Raw genomic sequence first — 23,492 nt, forward strand, 5'->3', positions numbered from 1 at the left:
TTTTATATAAGCAAAATTGTTTTCCAACTGATGCGATAGATATGAGATAGTTAAAATATTTGAGAAAAACATGGGGAATAAGTGTTATAATAAAAGAGATAAGTATTAAGGAATTAGAAATATGAAAAGGCATTCAAAATATTTTTTTAGAGATAGAAAAACAAATGTATGTCAAATAAAAACAATTATGCACACAAATGAATGGAATAAAATGTAATATTGCATTTTAATAAAAATATATTGACAATTATGGTGTAAGTTGATATTATTATGAATAATTAATAGGAGGTAGTTGCGTGACGAAAGGACAGTTAGAAGCTAAGATTAGCGAGGCAGTTAGCAGGTTTGAAGTTGAATATATGGGAAGAGGCCCTAAAGCCATTCGAACACATATAGTTAACGACATGATCATTGTGAGACTCATGGGTTTTCTTAGTCCTTCAGAACAAAAACTCACTGATAATCCTCAGGGTATCGAATTATTTAAAAAGATGCGCACTTCACTTTTTGAAGGTGGGAGAGAATACTTGGAAACATTAATTAATGACATTATTGATGTAGCCGTGATTAGCACCCATTCCGATATTAGTACTAAAACTGGGGAGAAAATCATTATTATTACCACTGATACTAATTTAGAGGAATTAGTCTCTAAAAAATAGATAATAAATGCGGAAGACAATGCAAAATAGCCTAGCTAAGTTGTAAGTAAGCCGATATCCAAGGATTATTCTGAGGGTATCGGCTTTTTTATTTTATTATCACACAAGAAAGGGTGTTTTTATGAGTAAGAAAGTTGCCATTATCATGGGTAGTGACAGTGATTTGCCCATAGTAAAAGGTGCAATTACCACCTTAAAAGGATTTGGCATTACCATAGAAGTTCATGTGATGAGTGCTCACCGCACACCAGAGCAAGTAAGTGCATTTGCAAGTACGGCTAGAAGTAATGACTTCGGTGTTATTATTGCTGCAGCAGGAAAAGCGGCACATTTAGCAGGCGTGATAGCAGCCCATACGACTTTACCTGTAATAGGAATACCGTGTGCATCTACTAGCTTAGAAGGTCTTGACGCTTTATTATCTACAGTTCAAATGCCAAAAGGAATACCTGTTGCAACAGTTGCTATTGATGGAGCTGATAATGCAGGGATTTTAGCAGCACAGATATTAAGTATTTCAGATGAAAAAGTAGCTGAAAAACTAGAAAAAATGAAGAATAACATGGTTAAAGAAATACTAGAAAAAGATGAGCGTCTGCAAACCGAAATATGGTGGAAGATGTAAAGGGCAATGAAGAATGAAAAGTGAAGAATTAATAATGAATGATGAAGAAATAAGAATTAAAAATAAAGAATAAAGAATTAGGGATTAAAGATCCAGGATGAGAAGTTAGAAATAGAGAATAAAACTTTAAGTGTTAATGAGTAATCATACAGAATTAAGACAAGAAGTTAACTAATAAAATAAGGAAGGGACGATAGCATGAAAGCATTAATAAACAAATTAAATTTACCAGATTACGTTGTAGATATTTTGGAGGGGAGTCCTCATATTGTATTTCCAAAATCGAAGGAGGAGTTGGTTAACTTATCTTTTGGTGATACAACAGGAGATGTATTTAATGTAACCTATGAAACAGAGGGGCATGGTATGGTTACTGAAGCAACAGTAACACGTTGCAAAAACGGCGTAGTTGTCAATTATCCAGATGATTATATGAGAAGACGTGATCCAGATTGTTTATTAGTCGCTGACCAGAATGATACAGATAAACCAAAATATGATGATGTATATAGTGAGAACTTTGATGGTCTAAGAAATGAAACTTTTGAATGGCTCAAGAGACAAAATCTTATTGTAGTACCTTTTAAAGCGGGTGGAGATGAATATGGCTATGATGCTCTTTTAATAGCACCAGCTAATGCAGGTTTCTTTGCTTGTGGGCTTGCAGATTTACAAAGCTTCTTAAATATTGATGAGCTTGAGCCAGCATTCTCACCTAAAGCTATTATCTTCCTTGCACCACCTTTTAGACATACGCATTTTGGCGGAAAACAAATGGTTATTCATAATAGACTTGAAAAAGTTCATGAGCTATTCTCTTATAATTTATATCCAGGTCCAAGTGCAAAGAAAGGTATCTATGGTGTTCTCCTAAACATTGGAGAAAATGAAGGTTGGGTAACAGTTCATGCTTCTACAGTTAAAGTGGTTACACCTTATGATAATGAGATTGTGATTATGCATGAGGGAGCTTCTGGTGGCGGTAAAAGTGAGATGCTAGAAGGCATTCATAAGCAATTAGACGGGCGTATTGTGTTAGCAGAGAATACGCAAACAGGAGAAAAAACTTATATCAAGATGGATGAAAACTGTGCCCTTTATCCTATAACAGATGATATGGCTATTTGTCATCCTGATATGCAAAATGACAGTAAAAAACTGGTAGTAAAGGATGCAGAAGCAGGTTGGTTTTTAAGACTAGATCATATTACAGGCTATGGTACTTCACCACAACATGAAAAAATATTTACTCAACCAGAAGAACCTATCGTATTTTTTAATATTGATGCAGTCCCAGGGTCTACTTGCCTCGTTTGGGAACACATTAAGGATTCTGATGGCAAACCTTGTCCTAATCCTAGAGCCATTTTACCACGCAGATTAGTACCTGATGTTATTGATGAACCAGTAGAAATCGATGTAAGAAGCTTTGGTGTAAGAACACCAGCTTGTACCAGAGATAATCCTACTTACGGTATACTAGGTATGTTTCATATTTTGCCACCAGCTCTTGCTTGGGTATGGAGATTAGTAGCACCAAGAGGACATAATAATCCAAGTATTACTGCATCTACAGGACTAGTAAGTGAAGGAGTAGGTTCTTACTGGCCGTTTGCAACAGGAAAAATGGTAGAGCAAGCTAATTTATTATTACAACAAGTAACAGCTAATAGTAATACACGTTATATCTTAATACCAAATCAACATATTGGTGTTTATAAGGTAGGGTTCATGCCTCAATGGATTGCTAGAGAATATATTGCAAGACGTGGAAGTGCTAAATTTAAGCAAGAACATTTAGTAGAAACACGTTGTTCATTACTAGGATATTCTTTAGATTCCATTAAGGTAGATGGACAATATGTAAGAAAAGCCTTCTTGTATCCTGAAAGACAAGGAGAGATGGGCGTAGAAGCTTATGATAAAGGAGCAGCTATGCTTAACGATTTCTTCAAGAAAGAACTAGAGAAGTTTAACACACCAGAACTCGATCCTTTAGGAGCTAAAATCATAGAATTAGTACTAAGTGATGCAAAGGTACAAGATTACGTAGATCTTATACCTATGAAATATTAAGGAAGAAGGCGAAATGAGGAAAATACGAGGCTACTTTAAGGGTAGTGACTTTATACCTGCTTTATCAGGATTAATAGGTAAAATCTCGCTCATTTCTTCCTTTGCAGTAGTTTGGGCTCAGGAGCTAGGAATAACAAATCCCCATTTTGTATTTGATAATGTGCGGCTAGAAATATTTGTGGGAGGAATAATCGCTTTAATAAGCACTTTGATTTTTCCAGAAATAGCAGTTGCAGGAACACTTGCACCATTGGTTGTACTCATTCCTTCTATGGTAAAGTTTGGCGTGCATCCACTGGTTTTAAGTGTATTGGTGGGGATTATTGGGCTCATTTTTGTTAAGGCAGGCTTGTTGTCAAGACTTATTCTTATGTCAAAGCACGTTAGTAAAACAAGTTTGACTTTAGTTTTTGGTATATCAGGAGTGATATTATGTATCCAAAAGCTCACTGCCTTCTTTAATAAGACTTATTGGATTCTAGCAGTACTGCTAATTGTATTAACTGTCTGCTACATTTATTTGTTGAAAAAAGAAAAGGCCTGGCTGATGATTCCTATTTCTGCAATCGTCTCACTTGTGTTACCTCTTTTAGGTGGAATAAAAATTAATCTATTAGAGCCAATGAATAACTTAGTTTTAAATCCTGGATATTGGTGGGAAGGAGTTTGGGGAATTGGTTTAGGTCTAAACTTGCCAACCATTTTAAAAACCTTACCCTTTGCCATATTTGTCATGTTACTCTGGGCAATGGATACAGTTGCTATCACCACTTTGTTAGATGAACAAAGTAAGGAGGAGCAAAAGAGGGAAGAGATAAACTTAAATCAATCATTTATGATGGTAGCCATAAGAAATATCATAGGAGGAATCTTTGGTGGAGCGCAAACAAGTTCTTTGTGGCGTAGCTTTTTAATACCACTTTTTATGATTAAAAGGCCTATGAGAGGGGCAACTATCTTATTAAGTGTGCTATGCATTACTGTAGGTCTATTGGGCATGCCGATTAAAATATTAGCTTTTCCACCCCTTGTATGGACTGTGCTACTTTTTGGTATATTTATGCCTCTATCACTTACAGGATTCAATAAATGGAGAAGAGGGAAACAGCTAGTACAAAAAATAGGGATTATTATATTAGCAGCTATTGGGATTGGCTATAGTCCAATCATTACTTGGCTAGGAGCAGTAGTACTTGAAAAGTTAAGTAAAAATAATGACATATAGATTTAGATGATAAAAAGGAGTATGATGAAACTATAAACATAGTTTTATAAATGAGGTCAGAGACTACAAAAATTTAATGGACATATAAATAATGACCTAAGAATGGAGGGATAATAATGTTTGGAGTATTGAAAGACTCAGATAAGAGATTTAAAAATTTATTAAACGGAGACTGGGTAGGTAGTGAGAGTAATCAATTTATAGATATCTACTCACCACTTGACCAAAGCTTATTAGGTAGTGTGCCTGCTATGACTAAGAATGAGGTAGATATCACTATGGCAACTGCTAAAAGAGCACAAAAACAATGGAAGCTTAAAACAGTAAATGAACGTGCAGATATTTTATATAAAGCAGCAGATCTTTTACTAGAGCATATTGAGGAACTTGCACATTTAATGATGCTGGAGATTGGAAAAGATATGAAGAGTTCACGCTCAGAGGTATCAAGAACAGCAGATTTTATTAGATTTACAGCAGATAGTGGCAAAAATGTCTCAGGAGAAAGTATTCCTGGAGATAGTTTCCCAGGATTTAAAAATAATAAAGTATCCGTTGTAAAAAGGGAACCGCTAGGTGTTGTACTTGCTATTTCACCTTTTAACTATCCAGTTAACTTAGCCGCTTCTAAGATTGCACCTGCGCTTATTATTGGAAATTCAGTTGTATTAAAACCAGCGACACAAGGCAGTTTAAGTGGTTTATATTTAGCGCGTATCTTTCAGTTGGCGGGGGTACCATTAGGGGTACTTAATACTGTGACAGGAAAAGGTAGTGAAATAGGAGACTACATTACAACTCATAAAGACGTTGATTTTATTAACTTTACAGGAAGTACAGAAGTAGGTAGAAGAATATCTAAGTTGACATCAATGGTACCTCTTCTTATGGAACTAGGTGGTAAGGATGCTGCTATTGTTCTTGAAGATGCAGATTTAGAAATGACAGCTAGCCAGATTGTAGCAGGAGCCTTTTCTTATTCCGGACAAAGATGTACAGCTGTAAAAAGAATTATTGTAATGGAAAGTGTTGCAGATGAACTTGTTCAAAGACTAGAAGAGAAAATAGGTCAGTTGAAGGTGGGAAATCCACTTGAACATGAAAGCTTAGATGTCGTACCGCTTATTAGTACAAAGGCAGCAGATTTTGTTTCTGAGTTAATGGAAGATGCTGTAGAAAAAGGAGCAGAGTTAGTTACTGGAGGACACCGTACAGGCAATTTAATTGAGCCTACACTTTTTGACTATGTAACAACTCATATGCGATTAGCTTGGGAAGAGCCATTTGGCCCAGTTGTACCTGTTATTAGAGTGAAGAGTAAAGAAGAGGCAATAGAAATTGCTAATGAATCAGAATACGGACTTCAAAGCTCTGTATTTACTCAAAATATTGAAGATGCATTTTATATTGCAGATCAGTTAGAAGTAGGAACTGTTCAAGTGAATAATAAAACTGAAAGAGGGCCTGACCATTTCCCATTCCTAGGTGTTAAATCTTCAGGTATGGGAACTCAAGGCATTAGATATTCTATTGAATCTATGTCTAGGCCAAAAGCAACGATTATTAATTTGCATAGATAAGTCTTGATTTAATAACCGATTTTAGTATGCAAGAGGAATTTTTTCAGAGGTAATAGGCACAAGCTACAAGCTTGTGCCTATTTGCTTTGTCCAAAACTGGCTTACACCAATATAATTTCTTTCATATCTTCCCCAAATATATTTTTAGAGAACTATTTTATATATTAGACTGAATAGTTGTGAAAATTTTAGTGGTATTACTAATATTGATGATATAATAGGGTGAGATTAATCGGTTCTTTATTGTTTTAAGAGGTGGAGGTGTATAATGGGGCATATTAAAGCCGTATGTTTTGATTTAGATGATACACTTATAAAAGATATTCATTCAGTAATGTATCTAAGTATACTTAATGACAAGCTAGATGAACTTATAGAAATCGAACGTGAGGAGCAGGAAAGAAAGTATGATTGGATTGAAGCGGATTATCTAAAAGCAGAATTAGCTAGAGGCGTACCTGTAACAAGAATAAAAGAACAGTTTGATACTATTCTAAAACCCATTAAAAATGTCAATGAAGTAATGAGTATGCTACATGAACAGCATATAAGAACTATACTTATTACAGCAGGACCTATTCAAGTTGCCAAGGTTGCTAGTGAGTTATGGGGAATGGATGCTTATGATGGCAGTTTATATGAATGTGAAAATGATTTGTTCACTGGCAGAATCTTGAGTCATTTAGGGGACAGGGGTAAGGTGAGTGTTTTAGAGAAATTTTGCTTAAAAGAGGGCATACAGCCTGATGAATGCATGGCTATTGGAGATGGTGCAACAGATATTCCTCTTTTCAGATATTGTGGTACTTCTTTAGGTATTAATTGCGGGGAAGAGGTAGCCAAAGAAGCAAATAGTGTTATTGTAACAGAGGACTTAATGGATATATTACAATACATAGAAAACTAAGTAGCATAAGTCTATGCCTATAAATAAACAGGAAAAGGGGAAATAAATATGAACTTTGGAATGCCAACACTTATTGAATTAGAGGGTTTAGAAGCTAATATAAGCCTATGCAATGAACTTGGACTTGATTTTATAGAGATTAATATGAACTTACCAGCTTTTCAAGCAGAATGTCTAGACGCAGAAGTACTTAATGAATTAAAGACAAAGCATAAGATGTATTTTACCTTCCATTTACCAGAGGATTTAGATGTAGGGCATTTCAATAAAAGAATACGGGAAGCGAATTTAAAAGTTGTAGAAGACACCATACAACTTGCAAGCAGAATTGATGCCCCTCTTATTAATATGCATATGAATAACGGTATTTACTTTACTTTGCCGAATAGGAAAGTTGAACTTTATGAGAAATTTGAAGAAGAGTACTTAAGAAATATTCTAGCGTCTTCCAACCATATTAATCAGATGTTAAAGGGAACAGGTGTTAAGCTTGCTATTGAGAATACAGGGATTTATCATAAGCCTTTTATTAGAAAAGCGGTAGAGATGTTCTTAGAAGAAACAGATTGCTATTTAACCTGGGATATTGGGCATGATTATTCAAGCGGTAAAAAAGACGAGGCCTTTATGCTTATTCATAAAGAAAGAATGAAACATATGCATCTTCATGATGCTATAGGAGAAAGAAATCACCTTAAGCTATTTACTGGTGAGATTGATTTGCCTTATTTCTTTGACTTAGCAAAGGAGAATAATTGTAGTTGTGTAGTAGAAACTAAAACGATTGAGGCTTTAAAAAATTCTACAATACGTTTGCTGGATAGAGATAAGGGTTTTTCGTTAACATAGGAAAAGACAGAGAAAAGAGACAAGATGAATAACAAGATTGAATTAATAGACCAGCTTTTTAAACATATAAAGATTGATTGTAGTAAATGCTTTGGACTTTGTTGTGTAGCCCTTTATTTTTCTAAATTAGATGGTTTCCCAGCAGATAAGGTAGCAGGGTGCCCTTGCAAGCATTTACAGTCAGACTTTGGATGCGATATCCATAGTGAGTTAAGAAATAAAGGCCTCAAAGGCTGCACATCCTATGATTGTTTTGGTGCAGGACAAAAGATAGCTCAGATAACTTATCGAGGGAAAAGCTGGATATCATCACCGAAGCTAGCAAAGCAAATGTATGAGGCGTTTTTAGTAATGAGACAGCTTCATGAGATGTTATGGTATTTGACAGAAGCAGTGACTTTAGAAAACATTGTATCTATCAAAGAAAGTTTACAAAGCATGATTGAAGAAATAAAACAGATGACTTTATTAAAGCCTAAGGCAATCCTTGAAATAGATATAGAAAGTCATAGAACACAAGTCAATATACTGCTAAAAGAAGCTTATAAATTAAATAGACAGGACAAGAAGTCTATTCAAAAAACTAGTTTTGAAAAGATGTTAATTGGCAAAGACCTTAGAAAAGCTAATCTGAAGGAAGCCGATTTAAGTGGGGCTATGATGATTGCCGCAAATTTAAAAGAGTGCGATTTATCAGGTGCTTTATTAATTGGTGTAGATATGAGAGATGCAGATATAAGAGGCGCAAATCTCAGTAAGAGTATATTTTTAACTCAGGCTCAAATAAATACGGCTAAAGGGAATCAATTTACAAAGTTACCAAGTAGGCTAGATAGGCCTTCTTACTGGGAGAAGTAAGTAAAGGATATAAATAGGATATTTAATGAGTAAGTATAACTTTAAGGGAGGTTCATATGAAAACAATTGGTATGATCGGTGGTATGAGTTGGGAGAGTACGGTCACCTATTATCAAATGGTTAATCAAGTAGTCAAAGAACGGTTAGGAGGCTTTCATTCCGCTAAATGTATATTATATAGTGTTGATTTTGATGAGATTGAAGCCTGTCAGGCAAAAGGTGAATGGGAAAAGAGTGGTGAAATATTAGCAGATGCAGCTGTAAATCTGGAAAGAAGCGGTGCAGATTTTATTATCATCTGTACTAATACCATGCATAAGGTAGCAGATCAGATTCAAGCAAAGGTTAATATACCTATTTTACATATTGCAGAAGTAACAGCTGGCAGATTAAAAGAGAATACAATAGAAAAAGTAGCCTTACTAGGCACTAAATATACGATGCAACAAGATTTTTACAAATCTAAGCTTATAGAACAAGGCATAGAGGTACTTATTCCTAATGAAGCAGATATAGAGGTTATTAATCATACGATTTATAATGAATTATGCCTAGGTAGCGTATTAGAAACCTCTAAAAAAGAATTTATTAGAATCATAGAAGAATTAGCTGATAAAGGAGCAGAGGGTGTTATCTTAGGTTGCACAGAAATTGGCTTATTGATTAAACAAGAAGATGTGAGTATTCCTGTATTTGATACGACTATTATTCATGCAACAAAGGCAGCACTTTATGCTATAGAGTAAAGACGACTTGTATTCAAATAGGGAGGAGAATAGATCATGCAGATTGTTTATACAACAAGCAGTGACCCACATTTTATTAAGCTTTGTGCAGCTTTAGATGAAGACTTAAATCATACAATAGGTAGCCAAAAACAAGCTGATCAGTATAGCCAATATAATACGTTAGAAAGTATAAAAGAAGTGGTATTAGCATTGGAGGATGGAGAGCCTATTGGTTGTGGAGCTTTTAAACATTATGAAAAAGGCATAGCAGAGATTAAGCGAGTATTTGTAAGGCCTGATCATAGAGGCAAAGGTATTTCTAAGCAAATAATAAATGCACTTGAAGAGAAAGCTAGAATGCAGGGATATCAGAAACTTATATTAGAAACAGGTAAGCGACTAGTAGTAGCTGCTAAGCTCTATAAGCAAATGGGGTTTGTAATAATAGATAATTACGGCCCATATAAGAATTTAAAAGAGTCAATTTGTATGGAAAAGCAATTGTAACAAGGCAGTTATTCAGCTATGCAAATTAAAATTTGTCTTGGCGTTTATGAGAAGTACGTCTGAGAGAAAATGAGTGGGTATGGGTGCCTTCCGTTGTTCCGGTTCACATTTTTTGAAGCACTAAGTTCACTTATTTAGATGAACGGCAGAACTCACTTCGTTCAAACAGCTGCCTAAAACCCATCTAAAACGTTCACTAAGTGCTTCTAAAAAATGCTCCCAAGTCACTACTCCAGGCACCCATACCCACTCATTTTCACAAACGTTGTTGACCTTATAAACATCCAAGACAGTGAAGCAGCGTGGAAAGAAGGCGTAACGACAGTTAAAAAATACTCGAAGCCGGGGGCAGGCGCCCAAGGCAATAACGTATAAAGCTTCCCATAAGTCTATTTTGTCAAGAAGTAGCTCTGTAAGGAAGCTAGGGAGCCTTACAAGCATTATTGATCTCTTAAGTGTTCAAACCCCTAAGTGAAAAGTGCAGAAAAAAGATAATAACAAGTTTTATTTTTTCTTGAAAACACTTAATGGAGGCGACTTTACGCATTATTGTTGGTAGCCACCCTCTCTCAGTTCCGCCCAAATAGCCCGTAAAGTTACCGACAAATTTCTGTTTGTATTGAAGTTTCTTTAAACAATTAAATGGTAACCTTGAAGCGTTAAAGAGATATTGATAGTATGTAAGTATATTAATCATTAAGAAGTAGGTAAAGAAGATATGGATATTGTACTTAGATTAGAAGAAGCAAAAGACTATGAAGTGGTTGAAAACCTAACAAGAGAAGCTTTTTGGGATGTTTATAAACCAGGTTGTGATGAGCATCTTATATTAAGGCAGTTGCGTGAATCAGAAGGGTTTGTAAAGGAATTAGATTATTTAGCTATTGATGGAGATAAAATTGTTGGAAACATTGCTTATACAAAAGTAACTGTAGAAAATAATAGCGCTGATAATGAGGTTTTATGTATGGGACCAATTGGGGTGTTACCTGAGTATAAAGGAAAGGGCATTGGTAGTATGTTGATGAGACATACTATAGAGTTAGCTAGAAAAATGGGATTTAAAGGCATTGTCCTTTATGGAGATCCTAAATTTTATCACCGTTTTGGTTTTGTAAATGCGGAGCAATATGGGCTTCAAACCTCCTGGGGGGCTAATTTTGAGGAATTTATGGCGCTTGAATTATCAGAAGGAAGCTTAAGTGGTATGAGTGGTAAATGCTTTGAAGATAAGGCTTTTGTAGTAAATGAAATAGCTTTAACGGAATTTGAAAAAAATTTTCCAACTAAAGAAAGTCACTTTGAAGAAAGACCCTCCAAGCATAAATAATAAGGTGTTATAACTCTGTGCTGAGTAGAATGAATTTTGTTTAGAAAATAGAATTGTGGTATTTATAAATAGCAATAAAAAATAATAATAGCATTGGAAACTCAGAAATAGTTCCAATGCTATTATTATTTTTTTAGATTAGGCATTAACCTAGTGCAAATCAAAGGGCTTTTTCAAGTTCAATGGTTACATAGTTTTCATTGATATGAACACTAGCTTTATCTACCATCATCCCTATTAGTAGTAGTTGGCTGGTTTCACCTGGCTCGCCTAAGCCAACTAATTCCCAGTATACATCTTCAACACTATCATTTTTTTCTCTATTTAGGAAATCCTCCATTGCATCTAACTTATGTGCAAGAGCTAAATCGTAGTTAGAAGTGAATGTAATAATAGCAGTATCATTATTTTCTTGTATTCTAGAGCTGATATCATTACCTCCAATACCAAAAAAGAATATCGTTAATTCTTCTACTATTTTAGCTAATTTTTTTTCTTCATATATCATAGTTTATCTCCTAAGATTTCCTTTTCTTGAATGATTCTTAAAACTCTCCAGTAATGGTACCATGATAATAGCAACAAAGCCAGCTGAAAAGCCATTATTATATAGATTAAGGCCTGAATACATATCACTTGTACACATCACAATAGAAGTGTGTAGCATGCCGGCTAATATACCTGCTATTGGTCCAAATTGTCCGGCAATAGGTGCTATGCCTGCACTAAATAGTGCAGCAAGCTGAATGCTAGGCATAGTAGGTGTAAAGATTTTTAAATAAGTTGATAAATAGACTCCTAACATACATGGAATAAAGTTTTTGACATGGACACCAAATGCACCAAAGCCAAATACAGTTAATATACCACCTATAACAGGGCCAGATAAGTCTCCTTTTACAAGTAAGATATAGGTGAGGCTAACACTTCCTACAACGGACATATTCATTAAAGTTGCACCAAGTCCATCCATTAGGATAAAATCTGCAACTGCCCGTCCTGGATGTCGCAAGATTTTAAATAAAGGTTTTAGTTGCCCTTGATTAACCCATAAACCATAGAAAAAGGTAGCTATAAAATAGCCATATAAGCCAAGTACTAGCCAAATAGGCCTACCTTCCTGCCATATTAAAACAGGAGTACTTTCTAATCCAGTGGCCTCTAGAATACTCACAATACCGAAGCCTAATATACCAGCAGCAAAACCCACATTGAATAAATTGTAACCCATATGCATAGAAGCTGTATGCATCGCTAATGTAGGTAAAGTAAACCCAATTAAAATTCCGATAAGTAGTGCAAGGATTAAGTTAATAGGTTGCTGAAATGGTAATAAATAAACGACTTCAGTAACCAATGGTGATAGGCATGTACCAAACAATGCTGTATAGATATAACGATTCATCTTAGCATCGTGTACACGTGCATAGATATAAGTTCCTAATAATATAGGAAGTATATTGATTGGGTTTTTGCCAAAAAGAGCAAACCCAGCATTAATAAAAATAGCAGCTAAGGTTAGCCCTGTAAAAGAAGCTCTTAGCTTGATAATTAATATAAGCACAATGCTTAAAATAATACCACAATTAAAAAATGCAACACCATAACCTGCTAGTGCAAAGTAATCCGTTATCAGTGCATCTCTAGAAAGAATAATAACTTTCATACCATAGAATAGCTCCAAGGGTGTAGCCAGTATAAAGGATATTATAAAAAGCAAAGAAATAGTAGCAAAACAAAAAAACTTAATCTGAACCTGTTGTGTATTTTCATTACCTTTGGTTTGAATCATCAAAGACCCCTTTCTCTAGTTATTCATTTTGAAATAATGAATAGTGTATATTTAGGTATACTAATTTTATTAGTATACCTAATATTTTAATTAACATAATACACATTGTGCAAGCATAAATTTCTAGTTGGCTTATTTAGGCAGATTTTACAAACAAATCTACAATGCTTATTGTTGCATACGCAACAAAAATGTGTTAAACTTTGTTTCGTTGCATATGCAACAATATTGAACAAGGGAGAAGATAATATGGCAACACAGCAACAGACAAGTGATTTAGGCACAGACAGTATTGGCAGATTACTTATCAAGTTTTCCATTCCAGCTATTATAGGTATGGTCGTTAATATGCTTTATAACGTAGTGGATAGAATTTATATAGGAAATATACCAGATGTAGGAGGCTTAGCTATTACTGGTGTAGGAATTACTATGCCTATTACTCAAATTATCACAGGTATTGGCATGTTAATAGGGATAGGTACTTCAGCAAGTATTTCTATAGCTTTTGGTCAGAAGAAGAGAAAAGAAGCACAAAAATATTTGGGAAATGGATTCACCAGTATTATTATGGTGAGTATTGCTATTGCTCTTTTGGGGAATTTGTTTGTTAATCCCATTTTAAGAGTTTTTGGAGCAAGTGATGCCACGGTTCCATATGCAGCGGCATATATGAGACCGCTTTTTATAGGAACCATTTGTAACTTGTGTGCATTTGGATTGAATCATTCCATTAGTTCAGATTCTAATCCTAAAGTAAGTATGTACACTATGATGATTGGTGCTGCGATTAACATTATTTTAGATCCAATCTTTATCTTTGGTTTAAGAATGGGTATAGCAGGGGCAGCTTATGCCACAGTTATTTCACAATTTGCTGCCAGCTGTTGGGTTATTAATTATTTTACAAGAAGCAAGAAGTCAACTATTAAACTTACACTAGCTGATATGAAAATAGACCTAAGGATAATAAAAAATATTGTAATGATTGGCTTAGCACCTTTTTGTATGCAGGTTGCAAGCAGTATTGTAACAGTTATTTCGAATAGAGCTTTAATGACTCATGGTGGAGATTTAGCAATTGGAGCTATGGCTATAATAACTTCAATAAGTACTATCTTTATTATGCCTATCTTCGGTCTTAATCAAGGAGCACAACCTATTATGGGTTATAATTTTGGGGCAAAGCAATATACGAGGGTGAGACAAACCTATCTGTACTCTTTAGCCATATGTACGGCTATATTAGTTGTTAGCTTTTTATTCATTCAATTATTTCCGCACATAGCGGTAGGCATGTTTAATAATGATCCAGAGCTTACTGATATTACTGTATCAGGTATACGTATTTTCTTATTATCTATGCCATTAATAGGGATTCAAATGACAGCTTCTAACTATTATCAAGCAGTAGGAAAAGTGAAAAAAGCTATGATTATTAGTTTAACAAGGCAGGTTATCTTTTTAATTCCATCATTTATTATATTACCCAAGTTTTTTGGACTAAAAGGGGTATGGTATGCAGGACCAATAGCCGATTTATTAGCAGTAACCTTATCAGGCATTATTATTTTTAAAGAGATGAAGCATCTAAAACAATTAGAAAGTAAAGCTAGACCCATTGGATATGAGGGATATGAGGAGAATGTGGCTTAAAGAGATAGGTTATGATAAGATGATAGCAAGTATAACGATAAAGAAAAGAGTTGTAGACCATTATGAAACAGTATGAAACAGAAGGAATAGGAAGGTATATTAGCTATTTACATCGACTAGGTGCAAATTTCTTATCAAAAGAATATGATCAATATGAAATTGGATTTGGGCAATATCAGTTTCTTCTTAGACTTTATTTAGAAGATGGTGTTAGTCATGATGAATTAACAGAGCAAGTATGTGTAGATAAAGCAACGACTACAAGAGCCATTAAGAAGTTAGAGGAAAAGGGATATGTAAGGTTAGCTCCTAATGAAAAAGATAAGAGAAAATATCACATTTATCTTACAGAAAAGGCTTTGGCACAAAAAGAAGAGATATTAGAGATTTCAAGAAGGTGGGAAAGACAATTAATAGATGGTCTGGAGCAAGAAGAATTAAATCAGTTATTTTATTTGCTTCGAAAAATAACGAGATATAATTCAGGCCATTTATTTGAAGAAGAATGATAAAAGAGCATTGGAATACTGAGTTTCCAGTGCTCTTTTATTGTATAAATAGGAGAAATGATTTATGACCTAAGCAATTTTGCTATTTTAAAGAAGCATTTGTAATAGTCACATTAGATGAGCCACTACCCATGCCACACCCAAAAGTATAACTAGCACCAGCAGCTAGATTAGGCTGCCATGATGGGCTTGAAATAGTATAGGTATTACCATTACTACTTACGAGTTCTGCATTCCAAACAGAAGAAATAGGCCTATCTGTTGTAAAAGTGCATGTCCAGCCATTTAAGTCTTTACCTGTGGTATTAGTAATTATAATATTAGCAGTTGCGCCATCTGACCAATCTGAAAGGATTTTAATGCTTATAGGAGCATTTGTTGAAGGTGAATCAGGAGTAGGTGTAGGAGTTGGAGTAGGTACAGTACTTTCTGGTGCACTGCAAGGCTCAAGTACCCACATCTGACAACTGTTTTTGTAATAAGTCCACTCACATACATTAGAACCATCAGTAGTTCCGAAGTTATAAACATCTAGAGACTTAGTGTCTACTGAACTCTTAGTTAAAATGCCGTAAACATTACTAGTCCCAGTTGGAACAAGCTTAAACTTTTGAGCATCCATACCATTAGCTGAGTAAATTTGGATATTAGTTCCATCTACATTAGCACCATTAGCAACATCTAACATATAGTCTAAGCCATTTTTAAAAGTAACATAGCCATTACCAGTATTTGTAAGGTACCACTTTTGACCATTAGCACCTGTACCAGTACCTATTTCAACATTCTGGCCATTTGCTCCGATATTATCTTTTACCTGAAGATATTTTTGAGCGTTAGTATTTTTAAGATAATACCAGCCATCGCTAAGCGTAGCGTAATTCTTTACAGTCGTATCTGTTTCAGTAGGTTGATCAGAGTAAGTTGCTGCCTTCCAATAATCTAGCTCCATATTCCCACTAAATACAAAGTATAAATCTTTGACACCAGAGATATTAGAAAGAGCTGAACTCACCTCTACAAAAGCGCCAGATGTATTAGGCACTTCAATATAGCCAAGTGCTGTGCCTGAAGGACTATTCGTACATACTTTAATAACACCACCAGTAGATGATTTAGCAGAAACAGTTATTTTAGATAAACCGTCTGAGAAATCAACGCCTTTAACACCAATCCAATCACCAGCATGAATATCTGTTAAAAGGGTGTTGCCACTACCACTTACATTGACACCTGCTTGAATAGCCATAGTTTCTGCTTCAACTCTTTCGTAAGGATTGAGATAAGAAACTTGAGATGCACCCGCCATTGTACCTTTTACTTCTGAAAGAACGCCATTATTTACAGATAGCTTGTCAAGGTGTGTAGAGCGATAGCCAAGGTTTTTACCAAATTGAGCGAGTTCTAATGTTCTTGTATGATAAGCTAAATAGTAGCTACCTTTAAATTCAAAGATAGAGTGATGATTATTACCGCCAGAACCATTAAAGTAAACACCTGGGTTTTTAAAGACTTCACCAGTAAAGGTAAAAGGACCAGTAGGGCTATTACTTACCATGTATTCTATTGCCCCACCATTTATTCCTGAACCGGCAGTATTAAAGTTAGAACAGTAAGAGTAGTAGTATTTATTTCCTATTTTATTAATACCAGAGTCTTCGAATAAATAAGGCGCATCAATAGTGATAGGGGTACCAGCTAAACTTGTCATATCACTACCTAATTTAACAACACGTGCTGTTTTGGGATGTGCATTTTGACCTGTAGGAATACCGCCACCAAAATAAAGATAACCAGTACCATCACTATCTACAAACACAGCTGGATCAAAGCACCATACAACATCAGAGCAGTTAGGAGTCGAACGACTGATTAAAGCTTTTCCAATAGGGTCTGTCCAAGGACCTGTTGGACTATCAGCAACAAGTACACCTATACCATTGGCATTATTAGCAAAGTAAAGGAAGAATTTATCCTTGCCATTAATTTTTTTATAGGTTGCACAAGGAGCCCATGAATTACCTGCCCATTTGGCAACGCCTCTACTTCCAGCAACTTGGATAGTACCATGGTCTGTCCAATTTACTAAATCTTTGGAAGACATACAATTAAGGGTTTGTATAGTGCTATAGGAGTTTTCCTTTATACTACCATTTGAGTATTCATAAGAATCATTTGTAGCATAAAGATAAACAGTATCATTATAGACCATAACACTAGGGTCTGCTGCATATCTTTGAGTGATAATAGGGTTGCTTTCGTTTTGCTTTTTGTAGGCAGATGTTAGATTCAAGTTATTAAAAGTGGAAGAAAGGTCTGCAGCAGAGGCTGGGATGCCTGGCTGAGTAACTAGGCCTACCATAAGGAGTCCTGTTAATGCCAATTTTTTAATGTGTTTAATACTTTTTAGATACGCTTTCATATAATATCCCCTCATATCTTATAGATTATTTTAAAGATACATTAGTAATGGTTACATCAGATGAACCACTACCCATAGTGCAGCCAAAAGTATAGCTGCTTCCAGCAGTTAGAAGAGGTTGCCATGATGGATTAGAAATAGTGTAGGTATTACCATTGCTATTTACGAGTTGAGCATTCCAAAGAGCACTAATAGGTCTGCTAGTTGTAAAAGTACATGTCCAGCCACTTAAGTCTTTACCTGTGTTATTGGTAATCGTTATTTCAGCAGTTGCACCCTCTGACCAGTCTGAGATAATCTTAATGTTCATAGAAGCAGGTATTGAAGGCGTCTCAGGAGTAGGGGTTGGAGTAGTACTTTCTGGTGCACTGCAAGGCTCAAGTACCCACATCTGACAACTGTTTTTATAATAAGTCCATTCGCATACATTAGAACCATCAGCAGTTCCAAAGTTATAAACATCTAGAGACTTAGTGTCTACTGAACTCTTAGTTAAAATGCCGTAAACATTACTAGTCCCAGTTGGAACAAGCTTAAACTTTTGAGCATCCATACCATTAACTGAGTAAATTTGGATATTAGTTCCATCTACATTAGCACCATTAGCAACATCTAACATATAGTCTAAGCCATTTTTAAAAGTAACATAGCCATTACTCATATTGGTTAAGTACCATTTTTGACCATTAACCCCTGTACCAGTACCTATTTCAACATTCTGGCCATTTGCTCCTGTATTATCTTTTACTTGAAGATACTTTTGGGCATTTGTATTTTTTATATAATACCAGCCATCCTTTAGCACAGCATAATCCTTTACTGTCGTATCAGTATCAGTAGGAGTAGGAGTAGGAGTGGGTGAAGGTGTAGGCTCTATAGGGCTTGAGGATCCTAAGGTGCAAACGAATGTAGACACACTATTAGCAGGTAGGTTAGCCCAGAAGCTACTATTGCTAGTATCTATATTAGCTGTTTTGGCTAGATTTTCATTAGCAGAAGTTCTATAACGATCTACACTTTTTATGCTACCATTATTGATAACGAAATTTTGATTAATAGCTGAGGAACCCTTATTAATTGCAACAATAACGGCTTTATTATCACCTTTATAAGCAGATACATAAACATTTGTATTAGGATTACTGGTAGCAGCAACTTTTACGTAACCAGGACGTACAAACTTAGAGTATTGAGCCATACAATAACCTCTTTTACTGATTGTACCGTCCTCTTTCATAGGACCATATTGCCTACGAATATACCACCATACATAGGATTGAAAGCCATTTTCTAAAGCATTATGCATGTTATATGAAACTTCAATTGCCTCTGGCCAGCGATCTGCTGAATTATTATCACTATTAGGAACGTAAACCTCTGTCATCCAAAGATCTTTTCCTGCACCTTTTTGTTTAAAAAGTGGATAAGACATATTGCTGATACTAGTACCATAAAAGTGAGCACCAAGAATATCCATATTAGCAAGTGCTTGTGAATCATTTAAGATAGGATCTGACATATTTTTTAGATACTGAAATGACTCAGGAGCAATAACCCTGCAATTGATTGAGCCAGCATAGTTTTTCATAAAGTTAAGCATTTCTTGTGGTGTCCACCATGTCCAATCGTGTGCATAATCAGGTTCATTTTGAACAGAAATAGCATATAAATTGACATTGTTATTCTTCATATAGGTAACAAAATCATTGAGATGCTGCGCATATGCAGCATATTTATCGTATTTAAGGCGCTTTTGATTTGCAACACCATTACGAGTAAAGGTTTCAATCATATCACTTGGGGGATTCCAGGGTGAAGCAAAAACAATTGCTCCTTTAGCTACTGCAGCTTTTGCAGTTTCTAATTCTCTTGCCCAGTTATTCTTATTTTCATCCACATGAATTCTTAAAATAGAAAAGCCTAATTGATTATCTCCATTGCCAAAAGCGGTTTCTCTTTGAACGGATGTTAAATCTCCAGCCCAAGCTGGATGATTCATTCCTCCAAAGCCACGAATTGTTTGATATTCTGATGATAAATTAATGATTGCATCACTTGCGGCTAAAGCTTCATTAGGTGGCAATATTGTTATAACCAAAGCTAATGCAAGTACGTAAGATGATAATTGGGTGAATATTTTTTTTATACAGGTAATCATTTTTACATCTCCTTTGTATTCTTATTCTCCATAAATGTGCAAATTGAGATTAGATGATTTAAGTTATGTAAGTTGTTAGATAAATGATTAATCTTTTAGACTGAAATAAAGAGGTATTTTTATATGCTTTAGCATTTGAGAGTCTATTTCTGCTGTTAGAGTCATATTATTCTAGCGTCTCAGATGGTATCGTTTTGCACCTCCTTTATATAGTTCTTTTACTTTTATTATGAGTTTTACTTGGATGTAAATAACACTAAGATGACTTATGCATAGATTAGTTTTTTTATTGAGCGATTAATTGTTATCATTAGTAGACATGAAAAGCACTAAAAGTATAATGACTCAATTGTTTGTAGTTGATTATAGTGTAAGTTGTTTTATTTTGTGCTAAAAACACACAAGATGTAAAGAAATGCGTGATTTAATGTAATTAAAATAATTTTTTAATTATAAATTTTAAATATTTTGTTCAGAGTGTGTACTAAAATGTTAAATTAAAACCATATAAAGCATATATGCAGTAATGAAAATAGGTGGAATGACTTGCTTTAAATATATTAATAAGATGGATAGGGCTATAAAGAATTTAGAGAGTATGAACGATTTTATAGTAATAGAATAGGACAGATGAATGATTGACAAAATAAAGAAAGAGTTATAATATTAAATAACACCCCCTAGGGGGGGGTAAAATATAAATGGAAGAAAGGAAGTAAACTATGACAGATAAATCCTTTAAAATAGATGGCATGACCTGTTCAGCTTGTGCCAATCGGGTTGAGAGAGTTGTTAAAAAGTTAGAGGGCGTAGAAACAGCCAATGTGAATTTTGCTACAGAAACCTTAACTCTAAAATATGATGATGCTAAGCTGCAACCTAAAGAGGTTGAAGCAGCGGTAGTAAAAGCTGGTTATAAAGTACACAAAAATGAAGCTGCTTATACCTTTAAAGTAGAAGGTATGACCTGTTCAGCTTGTGCTAATCGTATAGAAAAAGTGGTGAAGAAGTTAGAGGGTGTGGAAAGTAGTAATGTTAACTTTGCCAGTGAAAAGCTTACGGTTAAAGTAGATGAAGATCTTGTAAAAACAAGCCAAATCAAAGCTGCTGTAGAAAAAGCAGGCTATAAACTTATTACAGAAGAGGAAAAAAGCACGGAGAAGAAGAAATATACAGAAGAACAGCTTTTATTTGGGCGTCTTATTGCATCACTCATATTTACTGCTCCACTTTTAATCATTACCATGGGACATATGGTAGGTATGCCACTTCCTAGTGTGCTTGATCCAATGATGAATCCGCTCAACCTTGCAATGATTCAGTTAATTCTTACCTTGCCAGTTATGTTTATCGGCTTCAAATTCTATAAGGTTGGGCTTAAGAACTTAGTTAAACTTAGTCCTAATATGGACTCTTTAATTGCAGTAGGAACACTAGCTGCTATTATTTATAGCTTATATGGCACTTATAAAATTATCACACATCCAGAGGGCGGTATGGAGCATGCCATGCATCTGTATTATGAATCAGCAGCCACTATCTTAGCGCTCATTACATTAGGTAAATACTTAGAAGCTAGATCAAAAGGTAAAACTTCTGAAGCCATTAAAAAGCTTATGGGCTTAGCACCAAAGACAGCAACAGTTATTAGGAATAATGTAGAGGTAACAGTGCCTCTTGAAGAAGTGGTAGTAGGAGACGTAATCCTTGTTAAGCCAGGTGAAAAGTTGCCGGTAGATGGAGAAGTTATTGAAGGCAGTACTGCTATTGATGAAGCCATGCTTACAGGAGAAAGTATTCCAGTAGAAAAAACGGTAGGAAGTAAAGTTATAGGAGCAAGTATTAATAAAACTGGATTTATTAAGTATCGAGCTACTAAGGTTGGTAAGGATACAGCGCTTGCCCAAATTATAAAATTAGTAGAAGATGCTCAAGGGACTAAAGCACCAATTGCTAAAATGGCTGATGTAATCTCTTCTTACTTTGTACCAACAGTTATTATATTAGCAATTATCGCTGCTGTAGGTTGGTTAATAGCTGGAGAGTCTGCAACCTTTGCCCTTACTATTTTTATTGCGGTACTTGTTATTGCTTGTCCATGTGCCTTAGGTCTTGCTACCCCAACAGCGATTATGGTAGGAACAGGAAAAGGTGCAGAAAATGGTGTACTTATTAAAGGTGGAGAAGCCTTAGAAACAACTTATAAAATAGATACCATTGTCTTTGATAAAACGGGAACATTAACCGAAGGTAAACCAAAGGTAACAGATATCTTAACAGCTACTGCAGGTGAAGATGAATTACTTGTTTTAGCAGCTAGTGCAGAAAAAGGCTCTGAGCATCCATTAGGCGAAGCTATTGTAAGAGCAGCAGAAGAAAGAGGCTTAGCTTTTAAAGAGATACAAAACTTTAATGCCATCCCAGGTCATGGTATTGCTGTAGATATTGATAGTAGGCATGTGCTCTTAGGAAATAAGAAATTAATGGTAGAAGAAAATATTGATATTAGTACATTAACTACTCAGTCAGATAGACTGGCAGAAGAGGGTAAAACCCCGATGTATATTGCAATAGATGATAAATTAGCAGGTATTATAGCAGTAGCAGATACAGTTAAACCAAGTAGTAAAGAAGCTATACAAACACTTCATCAAATGGGTATTAAGGTAGCTATGATTACAGGGGATAACAAGAAGACTGCAGCAGCTATTGCTAAACAAGTAGGGATTGACATTGTACTTGCAGAAGTCTTACCAGAAGATAAAGCCAATGAAGTGCAAAAGCTTCAAAATGAAGGTAAAAAAGTAGCCATGGTAGGAGATGGTATTAATGATGCCCCTGCTTTAGCTAGAGCTGATATAGGTATTGCTATTGGTTCAGGAACAGATGTAGCTATTGAATCAGCTGACATTGTTCTTATGAGAAGCGACCTTAAAGACGTGCCAACAGCTATTAAACTTAGCAAGGCAACCATTAGAAATATCAAGCAAAATCTATTTTGGGCATTTGGTTACAATGTATTAGGTATACCAGTAGCTATGGGATTTCTTCATATCTTTGGAGGGCCATTATTAAATCCTATGATTGCAGCAGCGGCCATGAGCTTAAGTTCTGTTTCAGTACTTCTTAATGCCTTAAGACTTAAAAATTTTAGAGGATAAATTGGTGAATCATTTACTAAAGTCTTTATGATCTTTGGAGTAAAGTAATAATAGTAAGTTAGAATGAAAATAATAATATTTTCATAGTTAGCTTTTAAAAATAAAATGATAAGATAAAATAGTAATAAAAGGAGAGATGAAGATGAAAAAGAAAGTAATGATTGATGGTATGAGTTGTGGTCACTGCGTGGCACATGTAAAAGAAGCTTTAGGAGGTTTTGCTAAAGGAGAAGTAGAGGTAAGTTTAGAAGGTAAGTATGCAGTATTAGATACTGACAAGGCCAATGAAGTACTTACTGAGGCAATTGATGAAGCTGGTTACGATGTAACAGCTATAGAAGAGGTATAATACTCAGTAAGAATTAAGTTAATAAAATACAAGAGCCCTATAATAGCATGCCATTTGCTCGTGCTATTATAGGGCTTTTTTTATGGGGAAATTTAAAT

At 35.1% G+C, this 23,492-nt stretch carries 19 protein-coding genes; 15 read left to right on the top strand and 4 right to left on the bottom strand.

Annotation, left to right across the window (positions count from 1 at the left end; translation table 11 throughout):
- Positions 1–296: 296 nt before the first annotated feature.
- From QTL86_RS20325 to QTL86_RS20375, 11 genes are all read left to right on the top strand, one after another.
- Positions 297–662 (top strand): DUF2294 domain-containing protein, encoded by a 366-nt coding sequence (locus tag QTL86_RS20325; protein ID WP_127064780.1) that lies wholly within the window; start codon positions 297–299, stop codon positions 660–662.
- Positions 663–783: 121 nt separating this feature from the next.
- Positions 784–1,287, top strand: a complete 504-nt coding sequence (gene purE, locus QTL86_RS20330; RefSeq protein ID WP_127064779.1) for a 5-(carboxyamino)imidazole ribonucleotide mutase — start codon at positions 784–786, stop codon at positions 1,285–1,287.
- Between the two features lie 198 nt (positions 1,288–1,485).
- On the top strand, positions 1,486–3,363 hold the full coding sequence (locus tag QTL86_RS20335) for a DUF4914 family protein (protein WP_127064778.1): 1,878 nt from the start codon (positions 1,486–1,488) through the stop codon (positions 3,361–3,363).
- 13 nt (positions 3,364–3,376) lie between these two features.
- A complete protein-coding gene (locus QTL86_RS20340; RefSeq protein ID WP_127064777.1) occupies positions 3,377–4,588 on the top strand; it encodes a DUF3360 family protein in 1,212 nt (403 codons plus the stop codon).
- 116 nt (positions 4,589–4,704) lie between these two features.
- Complete coding sequence (locus QTL86_RS20345) at positions 4,705–6,168, top strand: NADP-dependent glyceraldehyde-3-phosphate dehydrogenase (RefSeq protein ID WP_410495909.1); 1,464 nt, start codon at positions 4,705–4,707, stop codon at positions 6,166–6,168.
- A 268-nt stretch (positions 6,169–6,436) separates the two neighbouring features.
- The gene (locus QTL86_RS20350) at positions 6,437–7,075 is read left to right on the top strand and encodes an HAD family hydrolase (protein ID WP_127064775.1); all 639 of its coding nucleotides are present in this window, start codon (positions 6,437–6,439) and stop codon (positions 7,073–7,075) included.
- A gap of 48 nt (positions 7,076–7,123) precedes the next feature.
- Positions 7,124–7,924, top strand: coding sequence for a sugar phosphate isomerase/epimerase family protein (locus QTL86_RS20355; protein ID WP_410495910.1), 801 nt, complete (start codon positions 7,124–7,126; stop codon positions 7,922–7,924).
- A gap of 24 nt (positions 7,925–7,948) precedes the next feature.
- Entirely contained in the window at positions 7,949–8,782 is an 834-nt protein-coding gene (locus QTL86_RS20360; RefSeq protein ID WP_127064773.1) for a pentapeptide repeat-containing protein, read from the top strand.
- Between the two features lie 56 nt (positions 8,783–8,838).
- Positions 8,839–9,528: an aspartate/glutamate racemase family protein gene (locus tag QTL86_RS20365; protein WP_127064772.1), complete on the top strand. Its 690-nt coding sequence runs from the start codon at positions 8,839–8,841 to the stop codon at positions 9,526–9,528.
- A 36-nt stretch (positions 9,529–9,564) separates the two neighbouring features.
- Positions 9,565–10,017 carry a GNAT family N-acetyltransferase gene (locus tag QTL86_RS20370; protein ID WP_127064771.1) on the top strand — a complete coding sequence of 151 codons (453 nt, stop codon included), beginning with the start codon at positions 9,565–9,567 and terminating at the stop codon, positions 10,015–10,017.
- 718 nt (positions 10,018–10,735) lie between these two features.
- Positions 10,736–11,347 carry a GNAT family N-acetyltransferase gene (locus QTL86_RS20375; protein WP_127064770.1) on the top strand — a complete coding sequence of 204 codons (612 nt, stop codon included), beginning with the start codon at positions 10,736–10,738 and terminating at the stop codon, positions 11,345–11,347.
- Between the two features lie 160 nt (positions 11,348–11,507).
- On the opposite strand, the gene QTL86_RS20380 is transcribed toward QTL86_RS20375, so the two are convergent.
- Together QTL86_RS20380 and QTL86_RS20385 are read right to left on the bottom strand one after the other, a co-directional pair.
- A complete protein-coding gene (locus QTL86_RS20380; RefSeq protein WP_410495911.1) occupies positions 11,508–11,855 on the bottom strand; it encodes a hypothetical protein in 348 nt (115 codons plus the stop codon).
- Positions 11,856–11,858: 3 nt separating this feature from the next.
- Entirely contained in the window at positions 11,859–13,139 is a 1,281-nt protein-coding gene (locus tag QTL86_RS20385) for a DUF1576 domain-containing protein (RefSeq protein ID WP_127064768.1), read from the bottom strand.
- Positions 13,140–13,487: 348 nt separating this feature from the next.
- On the opposite strand from QTL86_RS20385, the gene QTL86_RS20390 reads away from it, so the two are divergent.
- Positions 13,488–14,795, top strand: a complete 1,308-nt coding sequence (locus tag QTL86_RS20390) for an MATE family efflux transporter (RefSeq protein WP_410497323.1) — start codon at positions 13,488–13,490, stop codon at positions 14,793–14,795.
- A 62-nt stretch (positions 14,796–14,857) separates the two neighbouring features.
- On the top strand, positions 14,858–15,304 hold the full coding sequence (locus QTL86_RS20395) for a MarR family winged helix-turn-helix transcriptional regulator (protein WP_127064766.1): 447 nt from the start codon (positions 14,858–14,860) through the stop codon (positions 15,302–15,304).
- An 82-nt stretch (positions 15,305–15,386) separates the two neighbouring features.
- On the opposite strand, the gene QTL86_RS20400 is transcribed toward QTL86_RS20395, so the two are convergent.
- Positions 15,387–17,726 (bottom strand): family 43 glycosylhydrolase, encoded by a 2,340-nt coding sequence (locus QTL86_RS20400; RefSeq protein ID WP_410495912.1) that lies wholly within the window; start codon positions 17,724–17,726, stop codon positions 15,387–15,389.
- A gap of 25 nt (positions 17,727–17,751) precedes the next feature.
- Complete coding sequence (locus QTL86_RS20405) at positions 17,752–19,884, bottom strand: RICIN domain-containing protein (RefSeq protein WP_410495913.1); 2,133 nt, start codon at positions 19,882–19,884, stop codon at positions 17,752–17,754.
- Between the two features lie 722 nt (positions 19,885–20,606).
- Between QTL86_RS20405 and QTL86_RS20410 the strand changes: the two genes are divergently transcribed.
- Complete coding sequence (locus QTL86_RS20410) at positions 20,607–23,045, top strand: heavy metal translocating P-type ATPase (protein WP_410495914.1); 2,439 nt, start codon at positions 20,607–20,609, stop codon at positions 23,043–23,045.
- A 142-nt stretch (positions 23,046–23,187) separates the two neighbouring features.
- The gene (locus QTL86_RS20415) at positions 23,188–23,394 is read left to right on the top strand and encodes a heavy-metal-associated domain-containing protein (RefSeq protein WP_127064762.1); all 207 of its coding nucleotides are present in this window, start codon (positions 23,188–23,190) and stop codon (positions 23,392–23,394) included.
- Positions 23,395–23,492 lie beyond the last annotated feature (98 nt).

The organism is Cellulosilyticum sp. ST5 (assembly GCF_046529625.1).
Taxonomy (GTDB): domain Bacteria; phylum Bacillota; class Clostridia; order Lachnospirales; family Cellulosilyticaceae; genus Cellulosilyticum; species Cellulosilyticum lentocellum.

What these genes read in the sequence shown, in the direction of transcription:
- purE (WP_127064779.1), top strand. Translation starts at nt 784, where the DNA reads ATGAGTAAGAAAGTTGCCATTATCATGGGTAGTGACAGTGATTTGCCC.
- QTL86_RS20335 (WP_127064778.1), top strand. Translation starts at nt 1,486, where the DNA reads ATGAAAGCATTAATAAACAAATTAAATTTACCAGATTACGTTGTAGAT.
- QTL86_RS20340 (WP_127064777.1), top strand. Translation starts at nt 3,377, where the DNA reads ATGAGGAAAATACGAGGCTACTTTAAGGGTAGTGACTTTATACCTGCT.
- QTL86_RS20345 (WP_410495909.1), top strand. Translation starts at nt 4,705, where the DNA reads ATGTTTGGAGTATTGAAAGACTCAGATAAGAGATTTAAAAATTTATTA.
- QTL86_RS20350 (WP_127064775.1), top strand. Translation starts at nt 6,437, where the DNA reads ATGGGGCATATTAAAGCCGTATGTTTTGATTTAGATGATACACTTATA.
- QTL86_RS20355 (WP_410495910.1), top strand. Translation starts at nt 7,124, where the DNA reads ATGAACTTTGGAATGCCAACACTTATTGAATTAGAGGGTTTAGAAGCT.
- QTL86_RS20360 (WP_127064773.1), top strand. Translation starts at nt 7,949, where the DNA reads ATGAATAACAAGATTGAATTAATAGACCAGCTTTTTAAACATATAAAG.
- QTL86_RS20365 (WP_127064772.1), top strand. Translation starts at nt 8,839, where the DNA reads ATGAAAACAATTGGTATGATCGGTGGTATGAGTTGGGAGAGTACGGTC.
- QTL86_RS20370 (WP_127064771.1), top strand. Translation starts at nt 9,565, where the DNA reads ATGCAGATTGTTTATACAACAAGCAGTGACCCACATTTTATTAAGCTT.
- QTL86_RS20375 (WP_127064770.1), top strand. Translation starts at nt 10,736, where the DNA reads ATGGATATTGTACTTAGATTAGAAGAAGCAAAAGACTATGAAGTGGTT.
- QTL86_RS20380 (WP_410495911.1), bottom strand. Translation starts at nt 11,855, where the DNA reads ATGATATATGAAGAAAAAAAATTAGCTAAAATAGTAGAAGAATTAACG.
- QTL86_RS20385 (WP_127064768.1), bottom strand. Translation starts at nt 13,139, where the DNA reads ATGATTCAAACCAAAGGTAATGAAAATACACAACAGGTTCAGATTAAG.
- QTL86_RS20390 (WP_410497323.1), top strand. Translation starts at nt 13,488, where the DNA reads ATGCTTTATAACGTAGTGGATAGAATTTATATAGGAAATATACCAGAT.
- QTL86_RS20395 (WP_127064766.1), top strand. Translation starts at nt 14,858, where the DNA reads ATGAAACAGTATGAAACAGAAGGAATAGGAAGGTATATTAGCTATTTA.
- QTL86_RS20400 (WP_410495912.1), bottom strand. Translation starts at nt 17,726, where the DNA reads ATGAAAGCGTATCTAAAAAGTATTAAACACATTAAAAAATTGGCATTA.
- QTL86_RS20405 (WP_410495913.1), bottom strand. Translation starts at nt 19,884, where the DNA reads ATGATTACCTGTATAAAAAAAATATTCACCCAATTATCATCTTACGTA.
- QTL86_RS20410 (WP_410495914.1), top strand. Translation starts at nt 20,607, where the DNA reads ATGACAGATAAATCCTTTAAAATAGATGGCATGACCTGTTCAGCTTGT.
- QTL86_RS20415 (WP_127064762.1), top strand. Translation starts at nt 23,188, where the DNA reads ATGAAAAAGAAAGTAATGATTGATGGTATGAGTTGTGGTCACTGCGTG.